Genomic DNA, 23,497 nt, shown 5'->3' with positions numbered 1-23,497 from the left:
ACCATTAACAGCGTATCGGTCAGGGATCTGTCGTTGAGTTTTGGCGCGGTTACCGTGCTTGAAACCCTCAATCTCGACGTCAAGGATGGCGAATTCCTGGTGCTTCTTGGCTCGTCCGGCTGCGGGAAATCGACCCTTCTCAATTGCATCGCCGGACTTCTCGACGTGTCGGAAGGCCAGATCTTCATTAAGGACAAGAATGTCACCTGGGAGGAACCGAAGGATCGCGGCATCGGCATGGTGTTCCAGTCCTATGCGCTTTATCCGCAGATGACGGTGGAGGGCAACCTGTCCTTCGGTCTGAAGGTGGCCAAGCTGCCGAAGGCGGAAATCGACAAGCGGGTGGCGCGTGCGTCCGAAATCCTGCAGATTGAGCCGCTGTTGAAGCGCAAGCCATCGGAGCTATCCGGCGGCCAGCGCCAGCGCGTGGCGATCGGCCGGGCCCTGGTGCGGGATGTTGATGTCTTCCTGTTCGACGAACCTCTGTCCAATCTCGACGCCAAGCTGCGCTCCGAACTACGCGTCGAAATCAAGCGGCTGCACCAGTCATTGAAGAACACGATGATCTACGTCACCCATGACCAGATCGAGGCGCTGACGCTGGCAGACCGGATCGCCGTCATGAAAAGCGGCGTCATCCAGCAGCTGGCCGATCCGATGACGATCTACAACATGCCGGAAAACCTGTTCGTCGCCGGTTTCATCGGCTCGCCGTCGATGAACTTCTTCCGGGGCGAGATCAAGGACAAGGGCGGCCGTAAAGTTGTCGAGATCAATGGCGTCGATTTCGCCATGGATGCTTATCCGGCCCGTGGCCCGCTGGAGGCTGGACGCAAGGTCGTTCTCGGGGTCCGCCCCGAACACGTCAAGGTCGATGAGCCCGGCGCGGAAATCCATGACGCGATCGTCGATATCGAGGAGCCAATGGGCGCGGATAATCTGCTGTGGCTGAAGCTGGCCGGGCAGACCATATCGGTGCGTATTGCCGGCGCGCGGCGCTATGCGCCGGGAACGGCGGTCAAACTCAGCTTCGACATGTCGTTGGCGTCGGTCTTCGATGTCGCGACTGAAAACAGGATCTGATCACCCGAACCATCGTCATGGCCGCAAGACTACGCGGCCATGACGCCCGACTGAATGATGCCGGTCCTTTCAAAGGCTGGCTGCGAATGGATTGCTACAATGTCTGCTCTTGCCTTCTCCGCCTCTGCCATCGATCTCTCTGGTGACTGGCAGCTTGCCTCGTCCGACAACAGCCACGCGCTGACCATCGCCATTCCCGGTGATGTCCACAGCGCCCTGCAGGCGGCAGGCGTGATCGTCGACCCCTATGCCGGCCGCAATGAGGATGATGTGCAATGGGTGGCGCATAAGGATTGGGTGCTGCAGCGGCAGTTCCATGTCGATGCCGCCGATCTGACCGGCAACTGGTATCTCGATCTGGAGAGCCTCGACACGATCGCCGAAGTCTATCTCAACGATCAAATCGTACTGGCGTCCGACAATTGCTTCCGCCGCTATCGTCCGGACGTTGGTCCGGCACTGAAGGCGGGCGACAACACGCTGCGTGTCGTCCTGCGCTCGTCGATCGCTGCGGGAGCCAAGAGGCAGGCGGATCAGCCGTTCTACATTCCCTATTCGACCGGCAATTCGCCGATCGCCAACGGCAACATGCTGCGCAAGCCGCAATGCCATTTCGGCTGGGACTGGAACATCGCCATCGCGCCGCTCGGCATTTATGGCACGATCGCGCTCAAGAATCTTGCCACCGCCCGCATCGAGTATGTGACGACGCGGCAGGTGCCGCAGTTGGGCGGTGCCATCGATCTTCAGGTCACCGTGACGCTGTTTGCTCAGGAGCCCGGTGTTGCCGGGGTCGATTTTACGCTTGATGGACAGCATGAGCATCTGGACTGCGCCGTCAACGCGGGCGAAACCCGGATCACGCATGTCTTCACCGTCGAGAACCCGGCGCTCTGGTGGCCGGCTGGAAGCGGCGAACAAGCACTTTCGCAGTTGACTGTCGGACTGCCGGGCGAGACAGTCACCCGCCAGATCGGCTTTCGTTCCGTCGAACTGCTAACCGACAAGGATGCGGCCGGTAGCCGGTTCGCCTTCCGCGTCAACGGCCGCGAAATCTTCTGTCGCGGTGCCAACTGGATCCCGGCCGACGCGCTGGTTTCGCGCGTCACGCCGGAAGGCGTCGAGAACCTGTTGCAGTCAGCCGTCGATGCCAACATGAACATGATCCGCATCTGGGGCGGCGGCTTCTATGAACCCGACTGGTTCTACGATCTCTGCGACCGGCTCGGCATCATGGTCTGGCAGGATTTCATGTTCGCCTGCAACCTCTATCCCTCGACGCCGGATTTCCTCGAAAACGTCGCGGCCGAGGTCGACTATCAGGTCAAGCGCCTGTCATCGCATCCCTCAATTGTTCTCTGGTGCGGCGACAACGAACTGGTTGGCGCGCTGACCTGGTTCGAGGAGAGCCGCAAGGACAGGGACCGTTATCTCGTCTCCTACGACCGGCTGAACCGTGTCATCGAGACCGGCATTAAAGCAGCAGCACCCGAGGCGATCTGGTGGCCATCGAGCCCGTCGGTCGGCCCGCTCAATTTCGGCGATGCCTGGCATGCCGATGGTGCCGGCGATATGCACTATTGGTCCGTCTGGCACGAGAACAAGTCGTTCGATAATTACCGTACCGTGCGGCCGCGCTTCTGCTCGGAATTCGGCTTCCAGTCCTATACCTCGATGTCCGTTGTCCGGCAGTTTGCCGAGCAGAAGGATCTGAACGTTGCATCTCCGGTGATGGAATCACACCAAAAGAATGCCGGTGGCAATGAGCGCATCGCCGCCACCATGTTCCGCTACTTCCGTTTCCCCAAGGATTTTTCCAATTTTGTCTATCTCAGCCAGATCCAGCAGGGGCTGGCGATCCGCACCGCCGTCGATTTCTGGCGGTCGCTGAAACCGCATTGCATGGGAACGCTCTACTGGCAGTTGAACGACACTTGGCCGGTCGCTTCCTGGGCAAGCCTTGATTACGGTGGCAACTGGAAGGCCATGCACTACATGACACGCCGGTTCTTCCAGCCGGTCGCTGTCGCTGCCATCCCGTCCGATGACGGCAAGACCATCAGCTTTTCGATGGTCAACGACACGGCAGCGCCAGTGACGATCGAGTTGCAGACCTTCCTAGTTACGCTCTCGGGCGAGAAACAGCCTCTGATGGCCTCGGCCGGCACCTGCAGTCCCGATCGCGCCGATACGCTGATGACCATTGCCGCGTCTGATATCCCCAAGGGCGCGGTTCTGTTCTGGTCCTTCGAGGCGTCGAATGGCATGCAGGGCGAGGGGCATCATGTTCACAGCACCTACAAGGCGCTCGACCTTGAGCCTTCGGGGCTTTCCATTTCCGCGACACCCGTTGGTGACGGTTCCTTCGGCGTCACCGTCGCAGCAACCGGGCTTGCCTTGCATGTGATGATCGAAGCCGATGTCGAAGGTCGCTATTCCGACAATGCCTTCGACCTGACTGCCGGGCAAAGCCGCGTCATCCGCTTCACGCCCCGGCAGCCGCTGGTGGGAGGCGCTGCACCGGTCTTTACCGGCTACGATCTGCAATCCTGCCAGGGCAATGGATAAGAGGCCATCATGCTGCGAAGCGAAGTCAACGCCATCATCGAGCGAAGCGATGCGTTCATGCGCCAGCATGGTTTCGTCCTGCCGCCGTTCGCCTCCTGGTCGCCGGATGAGCTGAAAACGCGGGTTGCGTCTGACACCCCGTCGATCCGCGACACCCGTCTCGGCTGGGATATCACCGATTACGGCAAGGGACGCTTTAGCGAGTTCGGCCTGGTGCTCTTCACCCTGCGCAACGGTTCGGCCGCAGCGCTCGCCCATGGCCGTGGCATGCTCTATGCCGAAAAGCTGATGATTACCGCCAGGGATCAGGTCAATCCGCTGCACCGGCATGCGGTCAAGACCGAGGACATCATCAATCGCGGCGGCGGCACGCTGGTGCTGCAGATGTACAATTCTCTACCCGATTGCAACGTTGACGAGACCACCGATGTGGTGGTGGCCACCGACGCCCGCCTGCGCACCTTGAAGGCCGGGGCTCTGCTGCGACTGTTGCCCGGCGAAAGCGTCACGCTTCTGCCCGGCAACTGGCATGCCTTCTGGGCCGAGGGCGCGGATGTGCTGATGGGCGAAGTTTCCACCGTCAACGACGATCTCACCGACAACTATTTCCGCGAGCCCGTCGGCCGCTTTTCCACCATCCAGGAAGACACCAAGCCGAGCCATCTGCTGGTGTCCGACTATGACACCTGGCTCCCATAATCGATCCCAAGGAGGAATTCCCATGCAGACCGTCAGCTTCCAGCTTTACAGCGCCCGCAATTTTCCGCCGCTTGCCGATGTCCTGAAGACGGTCGGCGACGCCGGCTACAAACAGGTCGAGGGTTATGGCGCGCTCTACGCTGCCCTCGACGATGCAGCCCTTGCCGCATTGAAAGCCGACATGGACAAGAGCGGCGTCACCATGCCGTCGGCCCATTTCAGCCTCGATCTGCTTGAGACCGATCCGGCGCGGGCGCTGCACATCGCCAAGACGCTCGGCATCAAGTCGATCTATTGCCCTTATCTTGTGGCCGAGGACCGTCCGACGGACGCGAGCGGCTGGAAAGCCTTCGGTGAGCGTCTGGAAAAGGCTGGCAAGCCCTTCCGCGATGCCGGTCTCGATTTCGGCTGGCACAACCATGATTTCGAATTCATCGCGCTACCCGACGGATCGATCCCGCAGGATCATATCTTTGCCGGTGGACCAAACCTGTCCTGGGAAGCGGATATCGCCTGGGTCATCCGCGGCGGTGCCGATCCCTTCGCCTATATCGAGAAATACGGCAAGCGCATCACCGCCGTGCACGTCAAGGACATCGCAAAAGCCGGCGAAAATGCCGATCAGGATGGCTGGGCCGATGTCGGCCATGGCACCGTCGAATGGGCCAAACTGTTCAAGGCGCTGTCTGCGACACCTGCCAAATACTACATCGTCGAGCACGACAATCCCAAGGATTACAAGGCGACGGCCGAGCGCTCGATCGCTTCGATCAAGAGCTACTGAGAGAAAGACAGCATCATGACACAGGAACAAGTGACAGGGGACCTTGGCGTCGGCATCATCGGATGCGGCAACATCTCCACCACCTATTTCACGCTCTCGCCGCTCTTCAAGGGCATCAAGGTTATCGCCTGCGCCGATATCAACCCGGCGGCGGCCGAAGCGCGCGCATCAGAATACGGCGTCAAGGCCCAGACCATTGCGGAACTGCTGGCCAATCCGGAGATCGATATCGTCGTCAACCTGACGATACCGGACGCGCATTTCCCAGTTTCGAAGATGATCCTCGAAGCCGGCAAACACGTCTATTCCGAAAAACCGCTGGTGCTGTCGCTGGAGCAGGGCGAGCAGCTGCGTGGCATCGCCACCGCCAACAATCTTAAGGTCGGCTGCGCCCCGGATACGTTTCTCGGCGGCGCCCACCAGCTGGCGCGCGACTATATCGACCAGGGCAAGATCGGTCGCGTCACGTCCGGCACCTGCCATGTGCTCAGCCCCGGCATGGAGATGTGGCATCCGAACCCGGACTTCTTCTTCCTGCCCGGCGGCGGCCCGATCCTCGATCTCGGCCCTTATTACATCGCCAACCTCATCAACCTGATCGGCCCGGTGAAACGCGTCGCAGCACTCACCTCGATGGCAAGTCCGAACCGCACGATCACCAGCGAGCCGCGCAAGGGCGAAGTCATTCCGGTGGAAACGCCGACGAATATCCATGCGCTGCTCGAATTCCAGAATGGTGCGACGATCACGCTATCGGCCAGCTGGGATGTCTGGTCGCACAACCACGCCAATATGGAGCTTTACGGTACCGAGGGCTCGCTGTTCGTGCCGGATCCGAACTTTTTTGGCGGAACCGTTTCGGCCAGCGGCCGCGACAAGGATATCCAGCCGCTGGAAACCTGGGACCATCCGTTCTCCGTTCCCAATCAGGAACACAAGCAGGGCATGATGGCCAACTATCGCACGGCCGGCCTTGCCGACATGGCACTCGCCATCCTCAGTGGGCGCGATGCGCGTTGCTCGCTGGAGCGCGCTCTGCACGGCGTCGATGTGATGGTGTCGATCCTGAAATCAGGCGAAGAGGGGCGTTTCATCGAACTGACGACGACCTGCACCCAGCCGGCAGCACTCGGGATCGAGGAAGCCAGAGCTCTGCTGCGTTAAGGCTATTCCAGCGAAAGTGCGCAGCGGTTTCGTATCCGGAATAGCGTAAAACAGAGGCCAAATCTGGGGGTGCGAAGCAGTATCGCTTTGCACTGTCATCACAATAAAATATACCGATTTCATCACCATTATTCCCGGAGCGTCGCTGCTTCGGGAATTCCGTTTTCAACGACAGGGCAGGACCAATCAATGAGCTGGCAACCGGCGGACAACCGCTATGAGACGATGAAGTACAATCGCTGCGGCAAGACCGGGCTGAAGCTGCCGGCAGTCTCGCTCGGCCTCTGGCACAATTTCGGCCATGAGACGCCGCATGAGCGCAAGCTCGACATGTGCCGTACGGCGTTCGACCTCGGTATCACCCATTTCGACCTCGCCAACAATTACGGCCCACCTCCGGGGGCTGCCGAAACTGCATTCGGCGAAATCCTGCGCACCGATTTTGCCGGTCTGCGCGACGAGCTGATCATTTCCTCCAAGGCCGGCTACGACATGTGGCCGGGTCCCTATGGCGAGTGGGGCAGCCGCAAGTACATGATCGCCTCCTGCGACCAGAGCCTTGCGCGCATGGGTCTCGACTATGTCGATATCTTCTATTCGCACCGCTTCGATCCCGAAACGCCGCTGGAAGAAACCTGCGGCGCGCTCGATCACATCGTCCGCTCGGGCCGGGCGCTGTATGTCGGCATCTCTTCCTACAATTCGCAACGCACCCGTGAAGCTGCTGCAATCCTGAAGGATCTCGGCACGCCGCTGATCATCCACCAGCCGAGCTATTCGATGCTCAACCGCTGGGTCGAGGATGACGGCCTGGTCGATACACTGGAAGACCTCGGCATGGGTTCGATCGTGTTCTCGCCTCTGGCGCAGGGCATGCTGACGACCAAATATCTCGGCGGTATCCCGACCGATAGCCGCGCGGCGCAGAACCACTTCCTCAAGAAGGATTTCATCCGCCCGTCGATCATCGACAATATCAAAAAACTCAACGAAATCGCCGAAAAGCGCGGCCAGACGCTGGCGCAAATGGCAATTGCCTGGGTCCTGCGTGGCGGCCGCATCACGTCGGCATTGATCGGCGCCAGCCGTTCATCGCAGATCGTCGATTGCGTGGCAGCCCTGAAGAACGACACGTTCACGGCGGAAGAACTGGCCGAGATCGACGTCTACGCCAAGGAAGCCGACATCAACCTGTGGGCCTCGTCGGCCGAGCGCGACTAAGCGTCGGCTAACCTGCTCAGGCACAATAGAAAAAGGCACCGGATCTGTTGATCCGGTGCCTTTCGCATTCAGGGGTAAGCTCAAGCCGGATAAACACGCGGGCGGCGGATATCGAGGAAGCCGCGCGCATCGGTGCGGAACGGAAATTCCGGGGCGGCGTCGAACTCGATGGATTGACCATCCACGGTCAGAGCCAGCACACGCTTGGAATCGGGCCGGTCGATGACGCGGGCGATGGTTGCCTGGATGCCGTGGCCGTCTTCGCGCCAGGTGACGTCGGCCGGGCGGAAATAAAGCTCTGCCGGGCCGTTGGCTATATCGGGCGCATCGAAGGTGACGTTCTGGATCTGCGCTTTTTCACCCGACACCGTCACCTTCAAGCGGTTGGCGTCGCCAAGAAAGTTCATCACGAAGGCGCTAGCCGGTGCGCGGCAGACCTCTTCCGGTGTTCCGGTCTGGACGATCCTGCCCTTGTCGAGAATGACGACGCGGTCGGCAAGGTCGAGGGCTTCGGCTTGGTCATGGGTGACGAACAGGGTGGTGATCCCCAGTTCATCGTGGATCTTGCGCAACCAGCGCCGCAGGTCGCGCCGGACATTGGCATCGAGCGCGCCGAACGGTTCGTCAAGCAGCAGCACCTTCGGATCGACGGCGAGCGCCCGGGCGAGCGCCACGCGCTGCCGTTGTCCGCCGGAAATCTGCGCCGGGAACCGGTCCTCAAGGCCTTCGAGTTGCACAAGACGCAGCAGATGCGCAACCCGGCTGGCAATCTCTGCAGTCGAACGCTTGGTCTTCGAAACCTTCATGCCGAAGGCGATGTTTTCACCGACGGTCATATGCGGAAACAGCGCATAGTGCTGGAAAACGAAACCGACGCCGCGATGGCGCACCTCGATATCGGTGGCGTTTTCATCGCCGAAATAGATGGCGCCGCCATCGGGGAATTCGAGGCCCGCCACCATGCGCAGGATCGTCGTCTTGCCGGAACCGGACGGCCCAAGCAGGGCCACCAGTTCGCCGCTTTCGATATCCAGCGAGACGCCATGCACGGCGCGAAACGTGTCGAATGTCTTGACGACGGTGTCGAGGCGGATTTTCACGGTGTGGTCTCCGAAATATCAGGCGCTGTGCCGGCAAGCGATGGGCGGCGGACGCGGCCGGCGCCCCGGCGCTCCAGCGCCACCTTGGCAATCAGGGTAACAACGGCAAGTGCTGCAAGGATCGATGCGGCGGCAAAGGCGCCGACGGCGTTATAGTCGTGATAGAGCAGTTCGATATGCAGCGGCAGCGTGTTGGTCTGGCCGCGAATGTTGCCGGACACCACAGAGACGGCGCCGAATTCGCCCATCACCCGCGAATTGCAGAGAATGACGCCGTAGAGCAGTGCCCATTTGATATTGGGCAACGTGACAAAAAAGAATGTCCGCCAGCCGCTGGCACCGAGCGAGGTGGCGGCCTCCTCCAGATCGCGGCCCTGCGCCTGCATCAGCGGAATGAGTTCGCGGGCAACAAAGGGGGCGGTGACGAACATGCTGGCGAGCACAATGCCTGGAAGCGCGAAGAGGATTTTGACGTCGGCCGATTGCAGCGTCTCGCCGAACAGTCCCTGCAGGCCATAGACGAACAGATAGGCGACACCGGCGACGATTGGCGACACCGAGAACGGGATCTCGATGACGATCAGTAGCAGGCGGCGGCCGGGAAAGTCGAATTTGGTAATCGCCCAGGCGGCGGCCACGCCGAAGGCGGTGTTGATGGGGACCGCAATCAGCGCCGTCAGTGCCGTCATCAGGATGGCATGGCGGGTGTCGGAATTGGCGATGGTCTTGCCGAAATAGGCGATGCCCCTTGAAAAGGCTTCATAGCCGATGACGGCGAGCGGTGCGATGATGACCAATGCTACCAGTGTCAGCACGACTGCAATCATCGTGTTGCGGAACACAGGCGCATCGCCGATTCGCGGCGGCCGTCTGGACTTACTTTTTGCCACGATCAACCCTTTACCGTGTAGCGCAGGGCGCGGGCCTGCAAGAGGTTGGTGATGGCCAGCATCGTGAAAGCGGCAATGAGCATCACCGAGGCGATCGCCGCCGATGCCGGATAGTCGTATTCTTCCAGCCGGATGAAGGCGAGGAGGGCGGTGATTTCCGTATCAAATGGCTGGTTTCCGGCGATGAAAATGATGGCGCCGAACTCGCCGAGGCTGCGCGCAAACGACAGCGACAATCCGGCCAGCAGCGCGGGCGCCAATTGCGGCAGGATCACCCGCAAAAAGATTTCCAGATCGCTGGCGCCCAGCGTCTGGCCCGCTTCCTCCAGCGCCGGATCAAGCTCTTCCAGCACCGGCTGCACCGTGCGCACGATGAAGGGCAGGCTGGTAAAGGCCATGGCGATAATGATGCCGAGCGGCGTGTAGGCGACCTTGATGCCGATGGCGGCAAGCGGCGCCCCAAACCAGCCATTCGAGGCAAACAGCGTCGTCAACGCGATACCGGCAACGGCGGTCGGCAGCGCAAAAGGCAAATCCACCAGCGCATCGATGAAGCGCCGGCCGGGGAAGCGGTAGCGGACGATGACCCAGGCCAGGGCCATGCCGAACACCAGGTTGAACAGGGTTGCCGCCAAAGCGCACAGAATAGTGACGCGATAACTGGCGATGGCGCGCTCGGATGACACGATCCGCCAATAATCCTCCGGACCAAGGCTCGCGGCCTTGAAAATCAGCGCGCCGAGCGGCAGCACGACAATGATTGCGACATACACGAGTGTAATGCCGAGCGTCAGGGGCAAGCCTGGAAGAATGCGCCGTGCCAAAAACATGCCCTTTGAAAATCGAGTTTAAAAATAACGGGGAGGCCGCGGCGGAATGGGTTTCCGCAGCGGCCTCCGTTTTTCACATTATCGATGTGGGATCAACGATTTCCGTAGATTTTATCCAGTGCGGCGCCTTCGGCGAAATGCTCTTCCTTGATCTTGCCCCAGCCGCCGAAGACATCTTCCACCTTGAGCAGGCGAACTTCGGGGAACTGATCCTTGAATTCGGCAGCGACCGTCGCGTCGTTGACGCGGTTGCCGTTCTCGGCCAGGATTTTCTGGCCTTCCGGCGTGTAGAGGAAATCGAGATAGGATTTGGCCAATTCGCGGGTACCGTTCTTGTCGACGACCTTGTCGACGATGGCGACCGGGAATTCGGCGAGAAGGCTGACCGATGGCGTGACGATATCGAACTTGTCTTCGCCGAATTCCTTGGCAATGCCTTTGGTTTCGGCTTCGAAGGTGATCAGCACGTCGCCGGTTTCGCGCTCGACAAAGGTTGTCGTTGCCGCGCGTCCGCCGGTGTCGAACACCGGAACGTTGTCAAAGATCTTCTTGACGAATTCCTCGATCTTGGCCGGATCGTTGGCGAACTTTTCCTTCGCATAGGCAGTGGCTGCGAGATAGGTATAGCGGGCATTACCCGATGTCTTCGGGTTCGGGAAGATCACCTTGACGTCGTCGCGCGCCAGATCGTTCCAGTCCTTGATACCCTTCGGATTGCCTTCGCGCACCAGGAAGGACGGGAAGGAGTAGAACGGCGACGCATTGTTGGCGAAGTCGCTCTTCCAGTCTTCCGAAACGAAGCCACCCTTCACCAGCGCATCGACGTCAGTCACCTGGTTGAAGGTGACCACGTCGGCCTCAAGACCTTCGAGGATGGCGCGGGCCTGCTTGGACGAGCCACCGTGCGACTGGTCGACCGTGACGCCGGGATGGGCTGCGATGAAGGCTTCGTTGACATGTTCGAACAGTTCGCGGGAAACATCATAGGATGCGTTGAGCAGCTTGTCGGCAGCGGCGGCTGGAGCGGTCAAAGCCGCGAGTGCGACGCCGATGAGCAGTAGACGTTTCATGAAGAACTCCCCGAGATTTGATTTCGTCCGGAGCATAGGGGGGGCACAACGGCATGCCGAGGAACCCTGCTGTGAATGTTCCCGCTGCAGTGGAAAAATATTGCCGGAAAGTCCCCGATGGAGAAACGGACGCCTTCACGAAGCCGAAAATCCGGGCCGCTCCGCGTGTCTTGTATATTAGATATTTTCAATACGTTGGCAGCCTGTCTTCATATTATCTGCACATACTGCCGGGCGTGCCACCCGTTGGGTCAGTTGCCGCAAACATTGGGCGTTGGTGTTAGACAAAAGTCGAAGATCACCCCTTTCCACGCGACTGGACTTGAGGGGGGGAGCGTGTAATCTCGCTGCAGCGGCGCGTGACTTCATGTGAAATCGCCCGCCTGCAAGAGTTGTTTGAAGATTGGGCATATCCGTTTGAACCAGTCGACATCGGCCGGTGCGGTTTGCACTTCGCGGGGAGGAACAGATCCGGCATTGCCGTCTGTCCGCGACAACAGAGGAGAGAACATGGATCGCCGTCTATTCATCAAGCGTGCGGCTCTCGGTGGCGTCGGTGCCGCCGCTGCCACGACGCTCGCAGCGCCAGCCATCGCCCAAAGCAACCCGAAGATCAACTGGCGCCTGGCATCATCGTTCCCGAAGTCGCTCGACACGATCTATGGTGGCGCGGAAGTGCTGTCGAAATACCTGTCCGACGCCACGGACGGCAATTTCAAGATCCAGGTTTTTGCCGCCGGTGAAATCGTTCCGGGTCTTCAGGCTGCTGACGCTGCCGCGGCCGGTACGGTCGAAGCCTGCCACACGGTCTCCTACTACTATTGGGGCAAGGACCCGGTCTGGGCACTGGGCGCCGCCGTGCCTTTCGCGCTCAACGCGCGCGGCATGAACGCTTGGCATTACCATGGCGGCGGCATCGAGATGTTCAACGAATTCCTGGCAACGCAGGGCCTCGTCGGTTATCCCGGCGGCAACACCGGCGTGCAGATGGGGGGCTGGTTCCGCAAGGAAATCAAGACCGTTGCCGATATGCAGGGCCTGAAGATGCGCATCGGCGGTTTTGCCGGCAAGGTCGTCGAGAAGCTGGGCGTCGTGCCGCAGCAGATCGCCGGTGGCGATATCTATCCTGCCTTGGAAAAGGGCACGATCGACGCGGCCGAATGGGTCGGCCCTTATGACGACGAGAAGCTCGGTTTCTACAAGGTGGCACCGTATTACTACTATCCCGGCTGGTGGGAAGGTGGCCCGACGGTCCATGCGATGTTCAACAAGGCAGCCTTCGATGGTCTGCCGAAGAACTATCAGTCGCTGTTGCGCACCGCCTGCCAGGCAACTGACGCCAACATGCTGCAGAAATACGATTACCTGAACCCGTCGGCAATCAAGCGGCTGGTGGCTGCCGGTGCAAAGCTCAGTCCGTTCAGCCCGGAAATCCTGTCGGCCTGCTTCGACAAGGCCAATGAGGTCTATGCCGAGATGGAAGCGACAAACCCGACCTTCAAGAAGATCTGGGACTCGATCAAGGCGTTCCGTGGCGAGTATTACCTCAATGCGCAGATCGCCGAATACAACTACGACACGTTCATGATGATCCAGCAGCGTGGCGGCAAGCTCTAAGCCCTGCCAGCGTCAACATCGCAGAAACGAAAAACCCCGAAGCCGCGCGCTCCGGGGTTTTTCTTTGTTTGCGTTGTAACGCGGAGTGGGCCGTGCTCATCTTGAGCTGGTGATATGTCATTTCCGATTATTGAGCGCCTATTGAAAAAATGAGGCGTCAGCCAAAACCTCCGTCATTCCTGTGCCAGTCACAGGAATCCAGCCACGGCGCGTCGGCGCCGTGAAAAGTGTCTTTTGCGTTAAAGGACTTGAACGCGCTGGATCCTCGCCACTAGCCCTCGGGTTTAACCCGAGGGGAGGATGACTGAGAGTGAGGCGATCAGATCGTCAAACAACCGCTTTCGGCGTTTCGTCAACGGTTTGACCTCGAAGTTTCGTGTTTACAGGGCGATGAAAAAAGGCCGGCCTTTCGACCGGCCCATCTGTTCGTCAATTGAAGGAAGGTGGCGCGCTCAGGTCGTTGGCGGGTTTTTGGTCCGCTGGCTTCTGGGTATTGCCGTCGAGTGGATTGCCGCCGGGTAGCTGCAGGCCGCCTGGTAATCCGAGGCCGCCGCCATTGTCCGGCAGGGTCAGTCCGCCGCCATTTGTTCCAAAGCCCGGCACGACGATGTTGATCGTTGCTGGGTCCACCACAGGGGCATCGCCCTTGTAGTGCATGACCATCTGCGGGAACATGATGGTGAGCCCCACCATGACGATCTGGATGCCGACGAAAGGGACTGCGCCCCAATAGATCTGCCCCGTCGTCACCGGTTGCGTCACCTTGCCGGTGACCTTGTCGAGGTAGGGCACCTTGGCCGCGACCGAGCGCAGGTAGAAGAGCGCGAACCCGAAGGGCGGGTGCATGAAGCTCGTCTGCATGTTGATGCCGAGAAGCACACCGAACCAGATAAGGTCGATGCCCAGAGCATTGGCCGCCGGAACGAGTAGCGGCACGATGATGAAGGCGAGTTCGAAGAAATCCAGGAAGAATGCCAGGAAGAAGACGAGCAGGTTGACCGTGATCAGGAAGCCCGTCTCGCCACCGGGCATGGCGACCAGCAGATGCTCGACCCAGATATGGCCGTTGACGCCGTAGAAGGTCAGCGAGAACACCCGCGCACCGATCAGGATGAACAGCACGAAGGCTGACAGCCGTGTCGTGGCGGCCAGTGCCGAGCGGATCACGTCCATGCTGAGCCGCCCCTTGATCGCCGCCATTACCAGCGCGCCGACCGCACCCATGGCACCGCCTTCGGTCGGCGTGGCAATGCCGAGAAAGATCGTGCCGAGCACCAGGAAGATCAGCGCCAGCGGCGGGATCAGCACGATGATGACCTGCTGGGCAAGCCTCGACATGGCGTTGACCTTCAGGCCCTTGTCGAGAAGGGCGACGATGTAGATGAAACCGATACCGACGGTTGCGCCGAGAATATCGGCATTTTCGCCATGCGTCGGATAGAGGTAGATATGGGCGGCATAGGCAAAGGCTGCTGCAACCACGAGTGCAATGATCAGCGATGTCACGCCGGAGCCCAGCGTGCGGGCCTCTAACGGCAGGGCCGGCATGGAATCGCGCCGGACGAAGGTCATGATCAGGATGTAGAGCATGTAAAGCCCGGTCAGAACCAGGCCAGGGATCAGAGCGCCGGCATACATGTCGCCGACCGAGCGGCCGAGCTGGTCGGCAAGGACGATCAGCACGAGTGATGGCGGGATGATCTGCGCAAGTGTGCCGGACGCGGCGATGACGCCGGAGGCAACGCGCCGGTCATAACCGTAGCGCAGCATGATCGGCAGTGAGATCAGACCCATGGCGATGACCGAAGCGGCCACCACACCGGTGGTCGCTGCCAGCAGTGCGCCGACGAAAATCACGGCATAGGCGAGACCGCCGCGGATTGGTCCGAACAGCTGGCCGATCGTATCGAGCAGATCTTCGGCCATGCCGGATCGTTCGAGCACAATGCCCATGAAGGTAAAGAAGGGAATGGCGAGCAAAGTGTCGTTCGACATCACCCCCCAGAACCGGTCGGGCAGGGCGTTCAGCAGCGGCCAAGACAGATTAATGGACCCGCCGGACAAGGGGGCGAGCTCCACGCCGACGATGAAGAACAGAAGGCCGTTGGCGGCGAGCGAGAAGGCGACGGGATAACCCAGCAAGAGGAAGATGATCAAGGATACGAACATGATCGGCGCGAGATTGACGGCGATAAACTCCATCATGGGCGTGCCTCCGGAGCGGCGACATCGTCAAGCGGCGCGTGGGTGGGCACATAGGGCGTCGGATCGTCCATATTGCCGGTCATAATCGCCACCTTCTTGATGATTTCGGAGACACCCTGCAGCGCAAGCAGCACGAAGCCGAAGAGCAGGATGGCTTTGGCTGGCCAGACGATCAGGCCGCCAGCGCTGGAAGACCCTTCCTGCGAGCGAACCGACATCAGCACATAGGGAATGAGGTAATAGGTCATCAGCAGAACGAACGGCATCAGGAAGAAGACGTGGCCGAACAGGTCGATCCAGTGTTGCGTCCGGCGTGAGAACTTGCCGTAGACGACGTCGATGCGGATATGTTCGTTCTGGCTGAGCGTATAGGCGGCAGCCAGCATAAAGGCGGCACCAAACAGGTACCATTGCGCCTCGAGCCAGGCGTTCGACGACATATTGAAGATTTTTCGGATAATGGCATTGCCGGCGCTGACCAGTACGGCCACCAGGATCAGCCATGAGACTGATTTGCCGATGATCTCCGTGACACGGTCGATGAGCCTGCTGATACCGAGCAGTGCGGCCATAGACGTTCCTCCCCCGCTAAGCTGATTGTCGATGTTTTTTTGCCAAGCATAGCCACAGTGCCGATTTCAAGTTCTGTTTCAAGTCTGCTTCCGGATTTTCCGGTATAGTCCGGCAACGTCATACCAAAGTCGCATATAGACTTTCCGCCTTTGCCTAAAGCTTAGGCAGGAACTGTGGGAAACCTGTGCGACAGGAACGGTAACTTGGAGACGGGGCACTCCTTGCTGGGAGACGAAACAGCGAGCCGAACAGGTTGCGAAGAATGTCGCTTTCAACGTGCGGCAGGGCTTGAAACCGCACCGCCTTTCAGGCCGTATGGCGTTCCGAGAATCCATGAGGTACGTTAATCATGATCGCAATGATCCGCAACCCGATCCTTCCGGGCTTCAATCCCGATCCGTCCATCTGCCGTGTCGGCGACGATTACTATATCGCCACGTCGACGTTCGAATGGTATCCGGGCGTGCAAATCCATCATTCGCGCGATCTGGTGAACTGGACATTGGTGCGCCGGCCGCTGGAGCGGGCGAGCCAGCTCGACATGCGTGGTAATCCCGACAGCTGCGGCGTCTGGGCGCCGTGCCTGTCCTATGCGGATGGGCTGTTCTTTCTGGTCTATACCGATGTCAAACGCTTCGACGGCAACTTCAAGGACGCCCACAATTACATCGTCAAGTCGCCGACGATTGAAGGGGAATGGTCGGAGCCGATCTATGTCAATTCTTCCGGCTTCGATCCGTCGCTGTTTCATGACGATGACGGCCGCAAATGGTTTCTCAACATGCAGTGGAACCACCGCACCGAAAGTTTTGGCGGCGCGCCGAAATCCCCGGCCTTCGATGGCATCCTGCTGCAGGAATGGGATCCTGTCACGAAACAGCTGACCGGCCCGATCCGCAATATCTTTGCCGGCAGCCCACAGGGCCTTGTGGAAGGCCCGCATCTCTTTAAGCGCAACGGCTGGTACTATCTGACGACCGCTGAGGGCGGCACCGGTTATGATCATGTGGTGACCATGGCGCGGGCCAAAAATATCGAAGGTCCCTACGAAATACATCCGCAGACGCATCTGATCACCTCGAAGGATCATCCGGACGCCGTGCTGCAAAGGGCAGGGCACGGCCAGTATGTGGAGACACCGGATGGCCAAGCTTACCACACCCATCTGACCGGCCGGCCGTTGGCACCACAACGGCGCTGTACGCTCGGCCGTGAGACCGCTTTGCAGAAATGCGTCTGGGGCGACGATGGCTGGCTGTATCTGGCGCAGGGCGGCGTCGTGCCGGATGTCGATGTGCCGGCGCCGGGTGAGGCGGTTGTTGTCGAGAAACCGGCACGTATCGAAACCGAGTTCGACGGTTCGCAATTGCCGATGGACTTCCAGTGGCTGCGCACGCCGGTGCCGGAACGGATTTTTTCGCTGACGGAACGGCTGGGACATCTGCGGCTGTTCGGGCGCGAAAGCATCGGCAGCTGGTTCGAACAGGCGCTGGTGGCATGGCGGCAGGAGCATCATTCGTTCCGCGCTGAAACTGTCGTCGAATTCGAACCGGATACCTATCAGCAGGCGGCGGGTCTGACCCATTATTACAATCGCCACAAATTTCATGCGATCGCCGTGACGCTGCATGAACAACTCGGCCGCGTGGTGACGATCTTTTCCTGCAATGGCGATTTTCCCCATAGCCGCATGACATTCCCGGTCGAAAGCGGCGTTGCCGTCCCGCTTGGCCGGGTGCATCTGGCCATGGACATCCGCGACAACGATCTACAGTTCTTCTGGCATCCGGATGGTCCTCACACATGGCGCAAACTCGGGCCTTTGCTCGATGCCGGCGTCGTTTCCGACGAGGGCGGACGCGGCGAACATGGGTCGTTTACCGGGGCCTTTGCCGGGGTCTTTGCCTTCGACACTTCCGGCCGGGCGCGGGCGGCGGATTTCGGCCGGTTTGCCTATGAGACGCTGTAATCCTTGGTTGCAGATTTGTGCGACGTATCAGTTAATCCTTATAATTGACTGATATCATTACAATTTTGTAATCTGCTGTTTCAGTTTCCGTTCATCTTTGCGGTCGTAGGTTCGGGGTGTCAAAAACGAAAGGACACCCCGATGAAACGTCTCCTGATTGCGCTGGTCGCAAGCTCCTTCCTGACGGCGCCGATGGCTTTTGCCCAGCCGGCCAAGCCCTTCGAAGTCGCTCAGATGAAAGAGCGCCATGTCGAGAAGCGTGTCTACCGGCACGGCAACAACAAAATTGTCGAAAAGCGTGTCATCGAGAACAAGCGCTGGGCACGCGGCCACCGCCTGTCACCGTCTGAGCGCCGCCGCATCGCTGCGGTCAACGACTATCGCCGCTACAAGCTTCGTACACCGCAGCGTGGCCAGCAGTGGGTTCGCGCCGGTAACGACTTCCTGCTGATCAGCATCGCCACCGGTGTCATCGTCAATACGGCGCGCTGAACAGGTCGAATACGACAAGGGCGGCATTGAGCCGCCCTTTCTAAACGAGGTTGCCAAACGAGCGGCCTAGCTTGCCTTCGCGGACCACTCTGTAAACGGGTCCGGCAAAGCCTTCCAGCGGTCTGGCGTAAACGCCTTGGCATCGACCAGACACTCGTCGAGTTCCGCTTCTAATGTTGCCTGGTCCATCGGATCGGCGCCGATGAAGACGATTTCCTGACGCCGGTCACCCCAGATAGGATCGAGATAAGGCTTCATCATCGCCAGGAAACCCGGATCATCCGGCCATTGGGTTTTCGGAACTGCCGACCACCACAATCCCATTTTCGAGGTGCGCACCATCGGTCCGGCCTGGCTGAGTTCGCCGGCGTGATGCGGCCGTGTCGCCAGCCAGAAGAAGCCCTTGGCCCGCACCACACCTGGCCATGGCCGGTGGACGAAATCGTGAAAGCGCGACGGATCGAAAGGCCTCTTCGCCCGGTAGACGAACGAGCGGATGCCGTATTCCTCGGTTTCGGGGACATGATCCTTGAAGCCGTGCAGTTCCTTGTACCAGAGCGGATGCTGCTCGGCTTTCTGCATGTCGAACAGGCCGGTGCCGAGAACATCGCGCAAGGCCACCTTGCCGAAATCCGCCTCGATCAGCCGCGCATCGGCATTCAGGCCGGCGATGATTTTTCGCGCGGCATCGCGCTGCTCAGGTGTTGCACTGCCCGTCTTGTTGAGAATGACAACATCGGCAAACTCGATCTGCTCGACCAGCAGGTCGACGAGCGTGCGATTGTCATTGTCTCCGGCAGTATCGCCGCGGTCGGCCAGAAAGTCGGCGGAGGAATAATCGCCCAGCAGGCTGACCGCATCGACCACCGTCACCATCGTATCGAGCCGCGCGACATCGGCGAGGCTATTACCGGCCTCGTCGCGAAACTCGAACGTGGTGGCGACGGGCAGGGGCTCGGCGATCCCGGTCGATTCGATCAGCAGATAGTCGAACCTGTCCTGTTCGGCGAGCTTGCGCACCTCGTTGAGCAGATCGTCGCGCAGGGTGCAGCAGATGCAGCCATTGGTCATCTCGACCAGTTGCTCCTCGGTCCGCGACAGGTTGGCGCCGCCCTCGCGCACCAGTGCCGCATCGATATTGACCTCGCTCATATCGTTGACGATGACGGCAACCCGCAACCCGTCGCGATTGTTGAGGATGTGATTGAGCAGCGTGGTCTTTCCAGCACCAAGGAAGCCGGAGAGGACGGTGACAGGAAGTTTATCGGACATCGGTATATCCTTTAATGTTATATTATTACATTTGATAATCTGAAAAAGGCGGACCTATTCTGGCCCGCCTTTTTCACGGTCTTGGGAGGACCTTGTTAGCTGGCGTTGGAAAGGCAGGTCTTCAGCGATGTGCCGATGTTGTCCATCAGCTGGAAATAGAGGTCGGGACCGGCCTCAAGCGTCGCTGCTTCCGGATCAAGCGTTCCGGACTTTGCCGACGTGCCTTCCAGCACGACATTGACGAGCTTGGGTTCGAACTGCGGTTCGGCAAAAACGCAGGTTGCGCCGAGTTCGACAATCTTTTCATGAATCTGCTTCAGCCGTGCGGCACCGGGCAGAGTCTCGGGGCTGACGGTGATCGATCCCGCCACCTTCACGTGATAGCGATGCTCGAAATACTGATAGGCATCGTGAAAGACGATGAAGGGCTTGTCCTTGATCGGTGCGACAGTTTCGACGAGCTTTTTGTCGAGTGCATCAAGCCGGGTGTTCAGCGCATCGAGATTGGCCTTGTAAGCAGATGCGTTGGCCGGATCGCTTTCAGCAAGCGTCTTTTCGATTTCGGCTGCCATCGCCTTGGCATTGATTGGATCGAGCCAGAGATGCAGGTCGAACTCACCCTCGTCATGGTGATGACCGGCTTCTTCATGAGCCTTGGTGCCTTCAGCACCTGCCTCATGCTCGTCGCCGTCGTCGTGAGCCTCGAAGGCACCGCCCTCGCGGAATTTCAGTTTTTCGAGGCCCGGTGCATCGTCGAGTTCGACAATCTTGGCACCGCTACCAAGCGATTCCAGCGGCTTTTCAAGAAAGGCTTCCAGCCCATGGCCAACCCAGAAGACGATATTGGCCTTTTCCAGGGCTGCGGCGTTGGAGGGCTTCATGCTGTAGGTGTGCGGGGAGGCGGCTCCTTCGACGATCAGCGCCGGCTTGCCGACGCCCTGCATGATCGAGGCGACCAGGGAGTGGATCGGCTTGATCGAGACGACGACATTGGGAACCTCGGCACGGGCCGTGCCCGCCGCCAGAAGCATGGTGGGGGCGAAAAGCAGCGCCGATGTCAAAAGGAGGGAATTTTTCAGGCTCATGCGGGAACTCCTGTCTTGTAAATCGATGTAATGTTATTACATCAATTGCGTTATGCTATAACGTGTGGCATAGCGGCTGGCAACACCCCATCCGGATTTTTTTAATGCTGAATGTCCGCAATACCGATCAGACCCCGCTCGTCTCGCTCAACAATGCCGGCATCCGCCGCAATGGCCGCTGGCTGGTGCGCGGTGTCGAGTTTTCGGTCAGCCGTGGCGAGATCGTCACGCTGATCGGCCCCAACGGCTCCGGCAAATCAACGACGGCCAAGGCCGCCATCGGCGTGCTGAAGCCGGACGAGGGCTGGGTCGAGAAGCTGCCAGGGCTGAAGGTCGGTTATGTGCCGCAGAAACTTTCGATCGACTGGACGCTGCCTTTGACCGTCGAACGGCTGATGACGCTGACCGGACCATTGAAGGGAAGCGAGGTCGAGGAGGCGATGCATTCGACCGGTATCGCGCATCTCGCCCGCGCCGAGGTGCAGCATCTGTCTGGTGGTGAATTCCAGCGCGCGCTGCTTGCCCGCGCCATTGCCCGCAAGCCGGATCTTCTGGTTCTCGACGAGCCTGTGCAGGGCGTCGATTTTTCCGGCGAGATCGCGCTTTACGACCTGATCAAGACCATCCGCAACAAGACAGGCTGCGGTATCCTGCTTATTTCCCACGATCTGCATGTGGTGATGGCGGAGACCGATACGGTGATCTGCCTCAACGGCCATGTCTGCTGCCGTGGCACGCCGCAGATGGTCAGCCAGAGCCCGGAATATCTCAAGCTGTTCGGCAGCCGCGCCGCCAAGTCACTTGCCGTCTATAGTCATGACCACGATCACACCCATCTGCCCGATGGCCGCGTGCTGCATACCGATGGCAGCATTACCGAGCATTGCCATCCGGATGACGGTCACCATCATGGCGACCATACGCATGGGGATCACGGCCCGGAAGAGCACGTGCATGGCCCGGATTGCGGCTGTGGTTACAAGAGCCGCCTGCAAGGCTACGATACCAAGGAGAGCGGCCGTGTTTGATGATTTTTTCACCCGCGCCCTTATTGCCGGCATCGGCCTTGCCATTACGGTTGGTCCTCTTGGCTGTTTCGTCATCTGGCGGCGCATGGCCTATTTCGGCGATACGATGGCGCATTCCGCTTTGCTCGGTGTGGCATTGTCGCTGCTGCTCGATCTCAATCTAATGCTCAGCGTCTTCATCGTCGCCGCTGCCGTGTCGTTGCTGCTGTTGCTGCTGCAGAAGCGCGGCGCGCTGTCGACCGATGCGCTGCTCGGTATTCTCTCGCATTCGTCGCTATCGATTGGCCTCGTCATCGTCGCCTTCATGACATGGGTGCGGATTGATCTGGTCGGATTCCTGTTCGGCGATATTCTCGCTGTCTCCGAAGCCGATATCGATCTGGTCTGGGGCGGCGGCATTCTGGTGCTGGCGGCGATCGTTTATCTCTGGCGGCCGCTGCTTGCCTCCACTGTCAATCCGGAACTGGCCGAAGCCGAAGGCCTGCAGCCGGAGCGGGCGCGGCTCTATTTCATGCTGCTGATGGCGCTGGTGATTGCGATTGCCATGAAGATCGTTGGCATCCTGCTGATCACATCGCTGCTGATCATTCCGGCTGCTACCGCCCGGCGCTTTGCCACATCGCCGGAGATCATGGCCGTGCTTGCGTCGGTGATCGGCGCTCTGGCGGTCACCGGCGGCCTATTCGGCTCGCTGCATTTCGATACGCCGTCCGGCCCCTCGATCGTGGTTGCGGCGATGGGGCTTTTCGTGCTCAGTCTGCTGCCGTTCGGCCGCAACAAACAGGCAGAGACGGCGATACACTCGACGCATGGAGGACATCACTGATGGCGGCACAACAACTCACCAAGAACCAGTCGCTGGTCCTCGACACGCTCCACCATGCGGAAGGGCCGCTCAGCGCCTACACGATCCTCGACAAGCTGCGCGATCACGGGTTTCGTGCGCCGCTGCAGGTTTACCGGGCGCTCGACAAGCTGTTGGAATTCGGCCTCATCCACCGGCTCGAAAGCATGAATTCCTTCGTCGCTTGCGCCCATCCGGATCATCACCATCACCATGATCACGGCGTCACGGCCTTTGCTATCTGCGAGGATTGCGGTCAGGTCACCGAAATGCACGACGAGGCGATGGAAGAACGTTTGTCGGTGCTGGCCGGCAATCAGCATTTCAAGACCGAGAAGACCACGATCGAGATCCGCGGCCACTGCCAGAACTGCACGGCTGAATAGACGGGGCGGGCGCCTGATCCGGTTCCCCGTCGAGATATGGCAAGGACACCCGGTTCCGGATGCTTTGGCTTCGGCGTCGCCTATCCGATAACGGCAAGGCTGGTTGCAAACACCTGCCATTTTTTCACATAGCTGTCTGCCGATTTGCTCAATCCAGCGACCGCCGCCTCATCCAGCAACCGGATGGCCTTTGCCGGTGCCCCGACGATCAGCGAGTTGTCTGGAAAGACCTTGCCTTCTGTCACCAGCGCATTGGCACCCACCAGGCAATTGTTGCCGATCACGGCCCCATTGAGCACCGTCGCCCCCATGCCGATAAGCGAATTATCGCCGATGGTGCAGCCGTGCACGATGGCGCGGTGACCGATGGTGCAGCCTTGGCCGATCGTTACGGGCAGGCCGGGATCGACATGAATGACCACGCCCTCCTGGATATTGGTGCGGGCGCCAATACGGATCGGCTCGTTGTCGCCGCGCAGCACTGCGCCAAACCAGATGCCGACATCGTCGCCCAGTTCGACTTGGCCGATGACATGCGCGTCGGGAGCCACCCAATAGCGGCCTTCAGGCGGCACGGCTGGCCGGGTAGCGCCAAGAGCATAGAGCGGCATGGTTTC

At 59.8% G+C, this 23,497-nt stretch carries 21 protein-coding genes; 12 read left to right on the top strand and 9 right to left on the bottom strand.

The genetic code is table 11. From position 1 onward, the window contains the following. Positions 1-3: 3 nt before the first annotated feature. From ACQY8Q_RS24535 to mgrA, 6 genes are all read left to right on the top strand, one after another. Positions 4-1,083, top strand: a complete 1,080-nt coding sequence (locus tag ACQY8Q_RS24535; RefSeq protein ID WP_428429865.1) for an ABC transporter ATP-binding protein — start codon at positions 4-6, stop codon at positions 1,081-1,083. Positions 1,084-1,182: 99 nt separating this feature from the next. After that, positions 1,183-3,651 carry a beta-mannosidase gene (locus ACQY8Q_RS24530; RefSeq protein ID WP_428429064.1) on the top strand — a complete coding sequence of 823 codons (2,469 nt, stop codon included), beginning with the start codon at positions 1,183-1,185 and terminating at the stop codon, positions 3,649-3,651. A gap of 9 nt (positions 3,652-3,660) precedes the next feature. Then, entirely contained in the window at positions 3,661-4,350 is a 690-nt protein-coding gene (locus ACQY8Q_RS24525; protein WP_428429063.1) for a D-lyxose/D-mannose family sugar isomerase, read from the top strand. 22 nt (positions 4,351-4,372) lie between these two features. Beyond that, a complete protein-coding gene (locus tag ACQY8Q_RS24520; protein WP_428429061.1) occupies positions 4,373-5,134 on the top strand; it encodes a sugar phosphate isomerase/epimerase family protein in 762 nt (253 codons plus the stop codon). 30 nt (positions 5,135-5,164) lie between these two features. Then, positions 5,165-6,298, top strand: coding sequence for a Gfo/Idh/MocA family protein (locus ACQY8Q_RS24515; protein ID WP_428429864.1), 1,134 nt, complete (start codon positions 5,165-5,167; stop codon positions 6,296-6,298). A 189-nt stretch (positions 6,299-6,487) separates the two neighbouring features. Continuing rightward, positions 6,488-7,519: an L-glyceraldehyde 3-phosphate reductase gene (mgrA, locus tag ACQY8Q_RS24510; RefSeq protein WP_428429060.1), complete on the top strand. Its 1,032-nt coding sequence runs from the start codon at positions 6,488-6,490 to the stop codon at positions 7,517-7,519. A gap of 80 nt (positions 7,520-7,599) precedes the next feature. Here mgrA and ACQY8Q_RS24505 read toward each other — a convergent pair whose 3' ends face one another. The 4 genes from ACQY8Q_RS24505 to ACQY8Q_RS24490 form a co-directional block, all read right to left on the bottom strand. Further along, positions 7,600-8,619 (bottom strand): sulfate/molybdate ABC transporter ATP-binding protein, encoded by a 1,020-nt coding sequence (locus ACQY8Q_RS24505; protein WP_428429059.1) that lies wholly within the window; start codon positions 8,617-8,619, stop codon positions 7,600-7,602. Next, positions 8,616-9,446 carry a sulfate ABC transporter permease subunit CysW gene (gene cysW / locus ACQY8Q_RS24500; protein ID WP_428429863.1) on the bottom strand — a complete coding sequence of 277 codons (831 nt, stop codon included), beginning with the start codon at positions 9,444-9,446 and terminating at the stop codon, positions 8,616-8,618. Before cysW ends, ACQY8Q_RS24505 begins: the two co-directional genes overlap by 4 nt. A gap of 65 nt (positions 9,447-9,511) precedes the next feature. Then, the gene (cysT, locus tag ACQY8Q_RS24495) at positions 9,512-10,339 is read right to left on the bottom strand and encodes a sulfate ABC transporter permease subunit CysT (protein WP_428429058.1); all 828 of its coding nucleotides are present in this window, start codon (positions 10,337-10,339) and stop codon (positions 9,512-9,514) included. A gap of 92 nt (positions 10,340-10,431) precedes the next feature. Continuing rightward, positions 10,432-11,409 (bottom strand): sulfate ABC transporter substrate-binding protein, encoded by a 978-nt coding sequence (locus ACQY8Q_RS24490; RefSeq protein WP_428429057.1) that lies wholly within the window; start codon positions 11,407-11,409, stop codon positions 10,432-10,434. A 510-nt stretch (positions 11,410-11,919) separates the two neighbouring features. Here ACQY8Q_RS24490 and ACQY8Q_RS24485 point away from each other — a divergent pair. Continuing rightward, positions 11,920-13,026 carry a TRAP transporter substrate-binding protein gene (locus tag ACQY8Q_RS24485; RefSeq protein WP_428429056.1) on the top strand — a complete coding sequence of 369 codons (1,107 nt, stop codon included), beginning with the start codon at positions 11,920-11,922 and terminating at the stop codon, positions 13,024-13,026. Between the two features lie 429 nt (positions 13,027-13,455). Here ACQY8Q_RS24485 and ACQY8Q_RS24480 read toward each other — a convergent pair whose 3' ends face one another. After that, positions 13,456-15,231, bottom strand: coding sequence for a TRAP transporter large permease (locus tag ACQY8Q_RS24480; protein ID WP_428429055.1), 1,776 nt, complete (start codon positions 15,229-15,231; stop codon positions 13,456-13,458). After that, on the bottom strand, positions 15,228-15,803 hold the full coding sequence (locus ACQY8Q_RS24475; protein WP_426130201.1) for a TRAP transporter small permease subunit: 576 nt from the start codon (positions 15,801-15,803) through the stop codon (positions 15,228-15,230). Before ACQY8Q_RS24475 ends, ACQY8Q_RS24480 begins: the two co-directional genes overlap by 4 nt. Positions 15,804-16,162: 359 nt before the next feature. Between ACQY8Q_RS24475 and ACQY8Q_RS24470 the strand changes: the two genes are divergently transcribed. Together ACQY8Q_RS24470 and ACQY8Q_RS24465 are read left to right on the top strand one after the other, a co-directional pair. After that, positions 16,163-17,773, top strand: coding sequence for a glycoside hydrolase family 43 protein (locus ACQY8Q_RS24470; RefSeq protein WP_428429862.1), 1,611 nt, complete (start codon positions 16,163-16,165; stop codon positions 17,771-17,773). A gap of 141 nt (positions 17,774-17,914) precedes the next feature. Then, positions 17,915-18,265, top strand: coding sequence for an RcnB family protein (locus ACQY8Q_RS24465; RefSeq protein ID WP_428429054.1), 351 nt, complete (start codon positions 17,915-17,917; stop codon positions 18,263-18,265). A 66-nt stretch (positions 18,266-18,331) separates the two neighbouring features. Here the strand turns inward: ACQY8Q_RS24465 and zigA are convergent, their stop codons facing one another. Both zigA and znuA read right to left on the bottom strand, forming a co-directional pair. After that, positions 18,332-19,537 (bottom strand): zinc metallochaperone GTPase ZigA, encoded by a 1,206-nt coding sequence (zigA, locus tag ACQY8Q_RS24460; RefSeq protein WP_428429053.1) that lies wholly within the window; start codon positions 19,535-19,537, stop codon positions 18,332-18,334. Between the two features lie 95 nt (positions 19,538-19,632). After that, a complete protein-coding gene (gene znuA / locus ACQY8Q_RS24455) occupies positions 19,633-20,622 on the bottom strand; it encodes a zinc ABC transporter substrate-binding protein ZnuA (RefSeq protein WP_428429052.1) in 990 nt (329 codons plus the stop codon). 104 nt (positions 20,623-20,726) lie between these two features. On the opposite strand from znuA, the gene ACQY8Q_RS24450 reads away from it, so the two are divergent. From ACQY8Q_RS24450 to ACQY8Q_RS24440, 3 genes are read left to right on the top strand one after another with little or no spacing between them, the layout of a single operon-like run. Beyond that, positions 20,727-21,650 carry an ATP-binding cassette domain-containing protein gene (locus tag ACQY8Q_RS24450; RefSeq protein ID WP_428429051.1) on the top strand — a complete coding sequence of 308 codons (924 nt, stop codon included), beginning with the start codon at positions 20,727-20,729 and terminating at the stop codon, positions 21,648-21,650. Further along, entirely contained in the window at positions 21,643-22,476 is an 834-nt protein-coding gene (znuB, locus tag ACQY8Q_RS24445; protein WP_426236056.1) for a zinc ABC transporter permease subunit ZnuB, read from the top strand. The genes ACQY8Q_RS24450 and znuB overlap by 8 nt, the downstream gene beginning before the upstream one ends. Continuing rightward, positions 22,476-22,880: a Fur family transcriptional regulator gene (locus ACQY8Q_RS24440; protein WP_428429050.1), complete on the top strand. Its 405-nt coding sequence runs from the start codon at positions 22,476-22,478 to the stop codon at positions 22,878-22,880. Before znuB ends, ACQY8Q_RS24440 begins: the two co-directional genes overlap by 1 nt. Positions 22,881-22,960: 80 nt before the next feature. Here the strand turns inward: ACQY8Q_RS24440 and ACQY8Q_RS24435 are convergent, their stop codons facing one another. Continuing rightward, positions 22,961-23,491, bottom strand: a complete 531-nt coding sequence (locus tag ACQY8Q_RS24435) for a gamma carbonic anhydrase family protein (protein WP_428429049.1) — start codon at positions 23,489-23,491, stop codon at positions 22,961-22,963. Between the last annotated feature and the right edge of the window lie 6 nt (positions 23,492-23,497).

This window comes from Pararhizobium sp., from assembly GCF_965279435.1.
In the GTDB taxonomy this organism is placed as follows: Bacteria; Pseudomonadota; Alphaproteobacteria; order Rhizobiales; family Rhizobiaceae; genus Pararhizobium.
This window is presented reverse-complemented; position numbering and strand designations above follow the sequence as displayed.

Coding starts and splice junctions, on each gene's coding strand:
- cysW (WP_428429863.1), bottom strand. CDS start 9,446: ATGATTGCAGTCGTGCTGACACTGGTAGCATTGGTCATCATCGCACCG.
- ACQY8Q_RS24485 (WP_428429056.1), top strand. CDS start 11,920: ATGGATCGCCGTCTATTCATCAAGCGTGCGGCTCTCGGTGGCGTCGGT.
- ACQY8Q_RS24480 (WP_428429055.1), bottom strand. CDS start 15,231: ATGATGGAGTTTATCGCCGTCAATCTCGCGCCGATCATGTTCGTATCC.
- ACQY8Q_RS24490 (WP_428429057.1), bottom strand. CDS start 11,409: ATGAAACGTCTACTGCTCATCGGCGTCGCACTCGCGGCTTTGACCGCT.
- ACQY8Q_RS24475 (WP_426130201.1), bottom strand. CDS start 15,803: ATGGCCGCACTGCTCGGTATCAGCAGGCTCATCGACCGTGTCACGGAG.
- ACQY8Q_RS24440 (WP_428429050.1), top strand. CDS start 22,476: ATGGCGGCACAACAACTCACCAAGAACCAGTCGCTGGTCCTCGACACG.
- ACQY8Q_RS24530 (WP_428429064.1), top strand. CDS start 1,183: ATGTCTGCTCTTGCCTTCTCCGCCTCTGCCATCGATCTCTCTGGTGAC.
- mgrA (WP_428429060.1), top strand. CDS start 6,488: ATGAGCTGGCAACCGGCGGACAACCGCTATGAGACGATGAAGTACAAT.
- zigA (WP_428429053.1), bottom strand. CDS start 19,537: ATGTCCGATAAACTTCCTGTCACCGTCCTCTCCGGCTTCCTTGGTGCT.
- ACQY8Q_RS24470 (WP_428429862.1), top strand. CDS start 16,163: ATGATCCGCAACCCGATCCTTCCGGGCTTCAATCCCGATCCGTCCATC.
- ACQY8Q_RS24465 (WP_428429054.1), top strand. CDS start 17,915: ATGAAACGTCTCCTGATTGCGCTGGTCGCAAGCTCCTTCCTGACGGCG.
- cysT (WP_428429058.1), bottom strand. CDS start 10,339: ATGTTTTTGGCACGGCGCATTCTTCCAGGCTTGCCCCTGACGCTCGGC.
- ACQY8Q_RS24520 (WP_428429061.1), top strand. CDS start 4,373: ATGCAGACCGTCAGCTTCCAGCTTTACAGCGCCCGCAATTTTCCGCCG.
- ACQY8Q_RS24525 (WP_428429063.1), top strand. CDS start 3,661: ATGCTGCGAAGCGAAGTCAACGCCATCATCGAGCGAAGCGATGCGTTC.
- znuA (WP_428429052.1), bottom strand. CDS start 20,622: ATGAGCCTGAAAAATTCCCTCCTTTTGACATCGGCGCTGCTTTTCGCC.
- ACQY8Q_RS24450 (WP_428429051.1), top strand. CDS start 20,727: ATGCTGAATGTCCGCAATACCGATCAGACCCCGCTCGTCTCGCTCAAC.
- ACQY8Q_RS24435 (WP_428429049.1), bottom strand. CDS start 23,491: ATGCCGCTCTATGCTCTTGGCGCTACCCGGCCAGCCGTGCCGCCTGAA.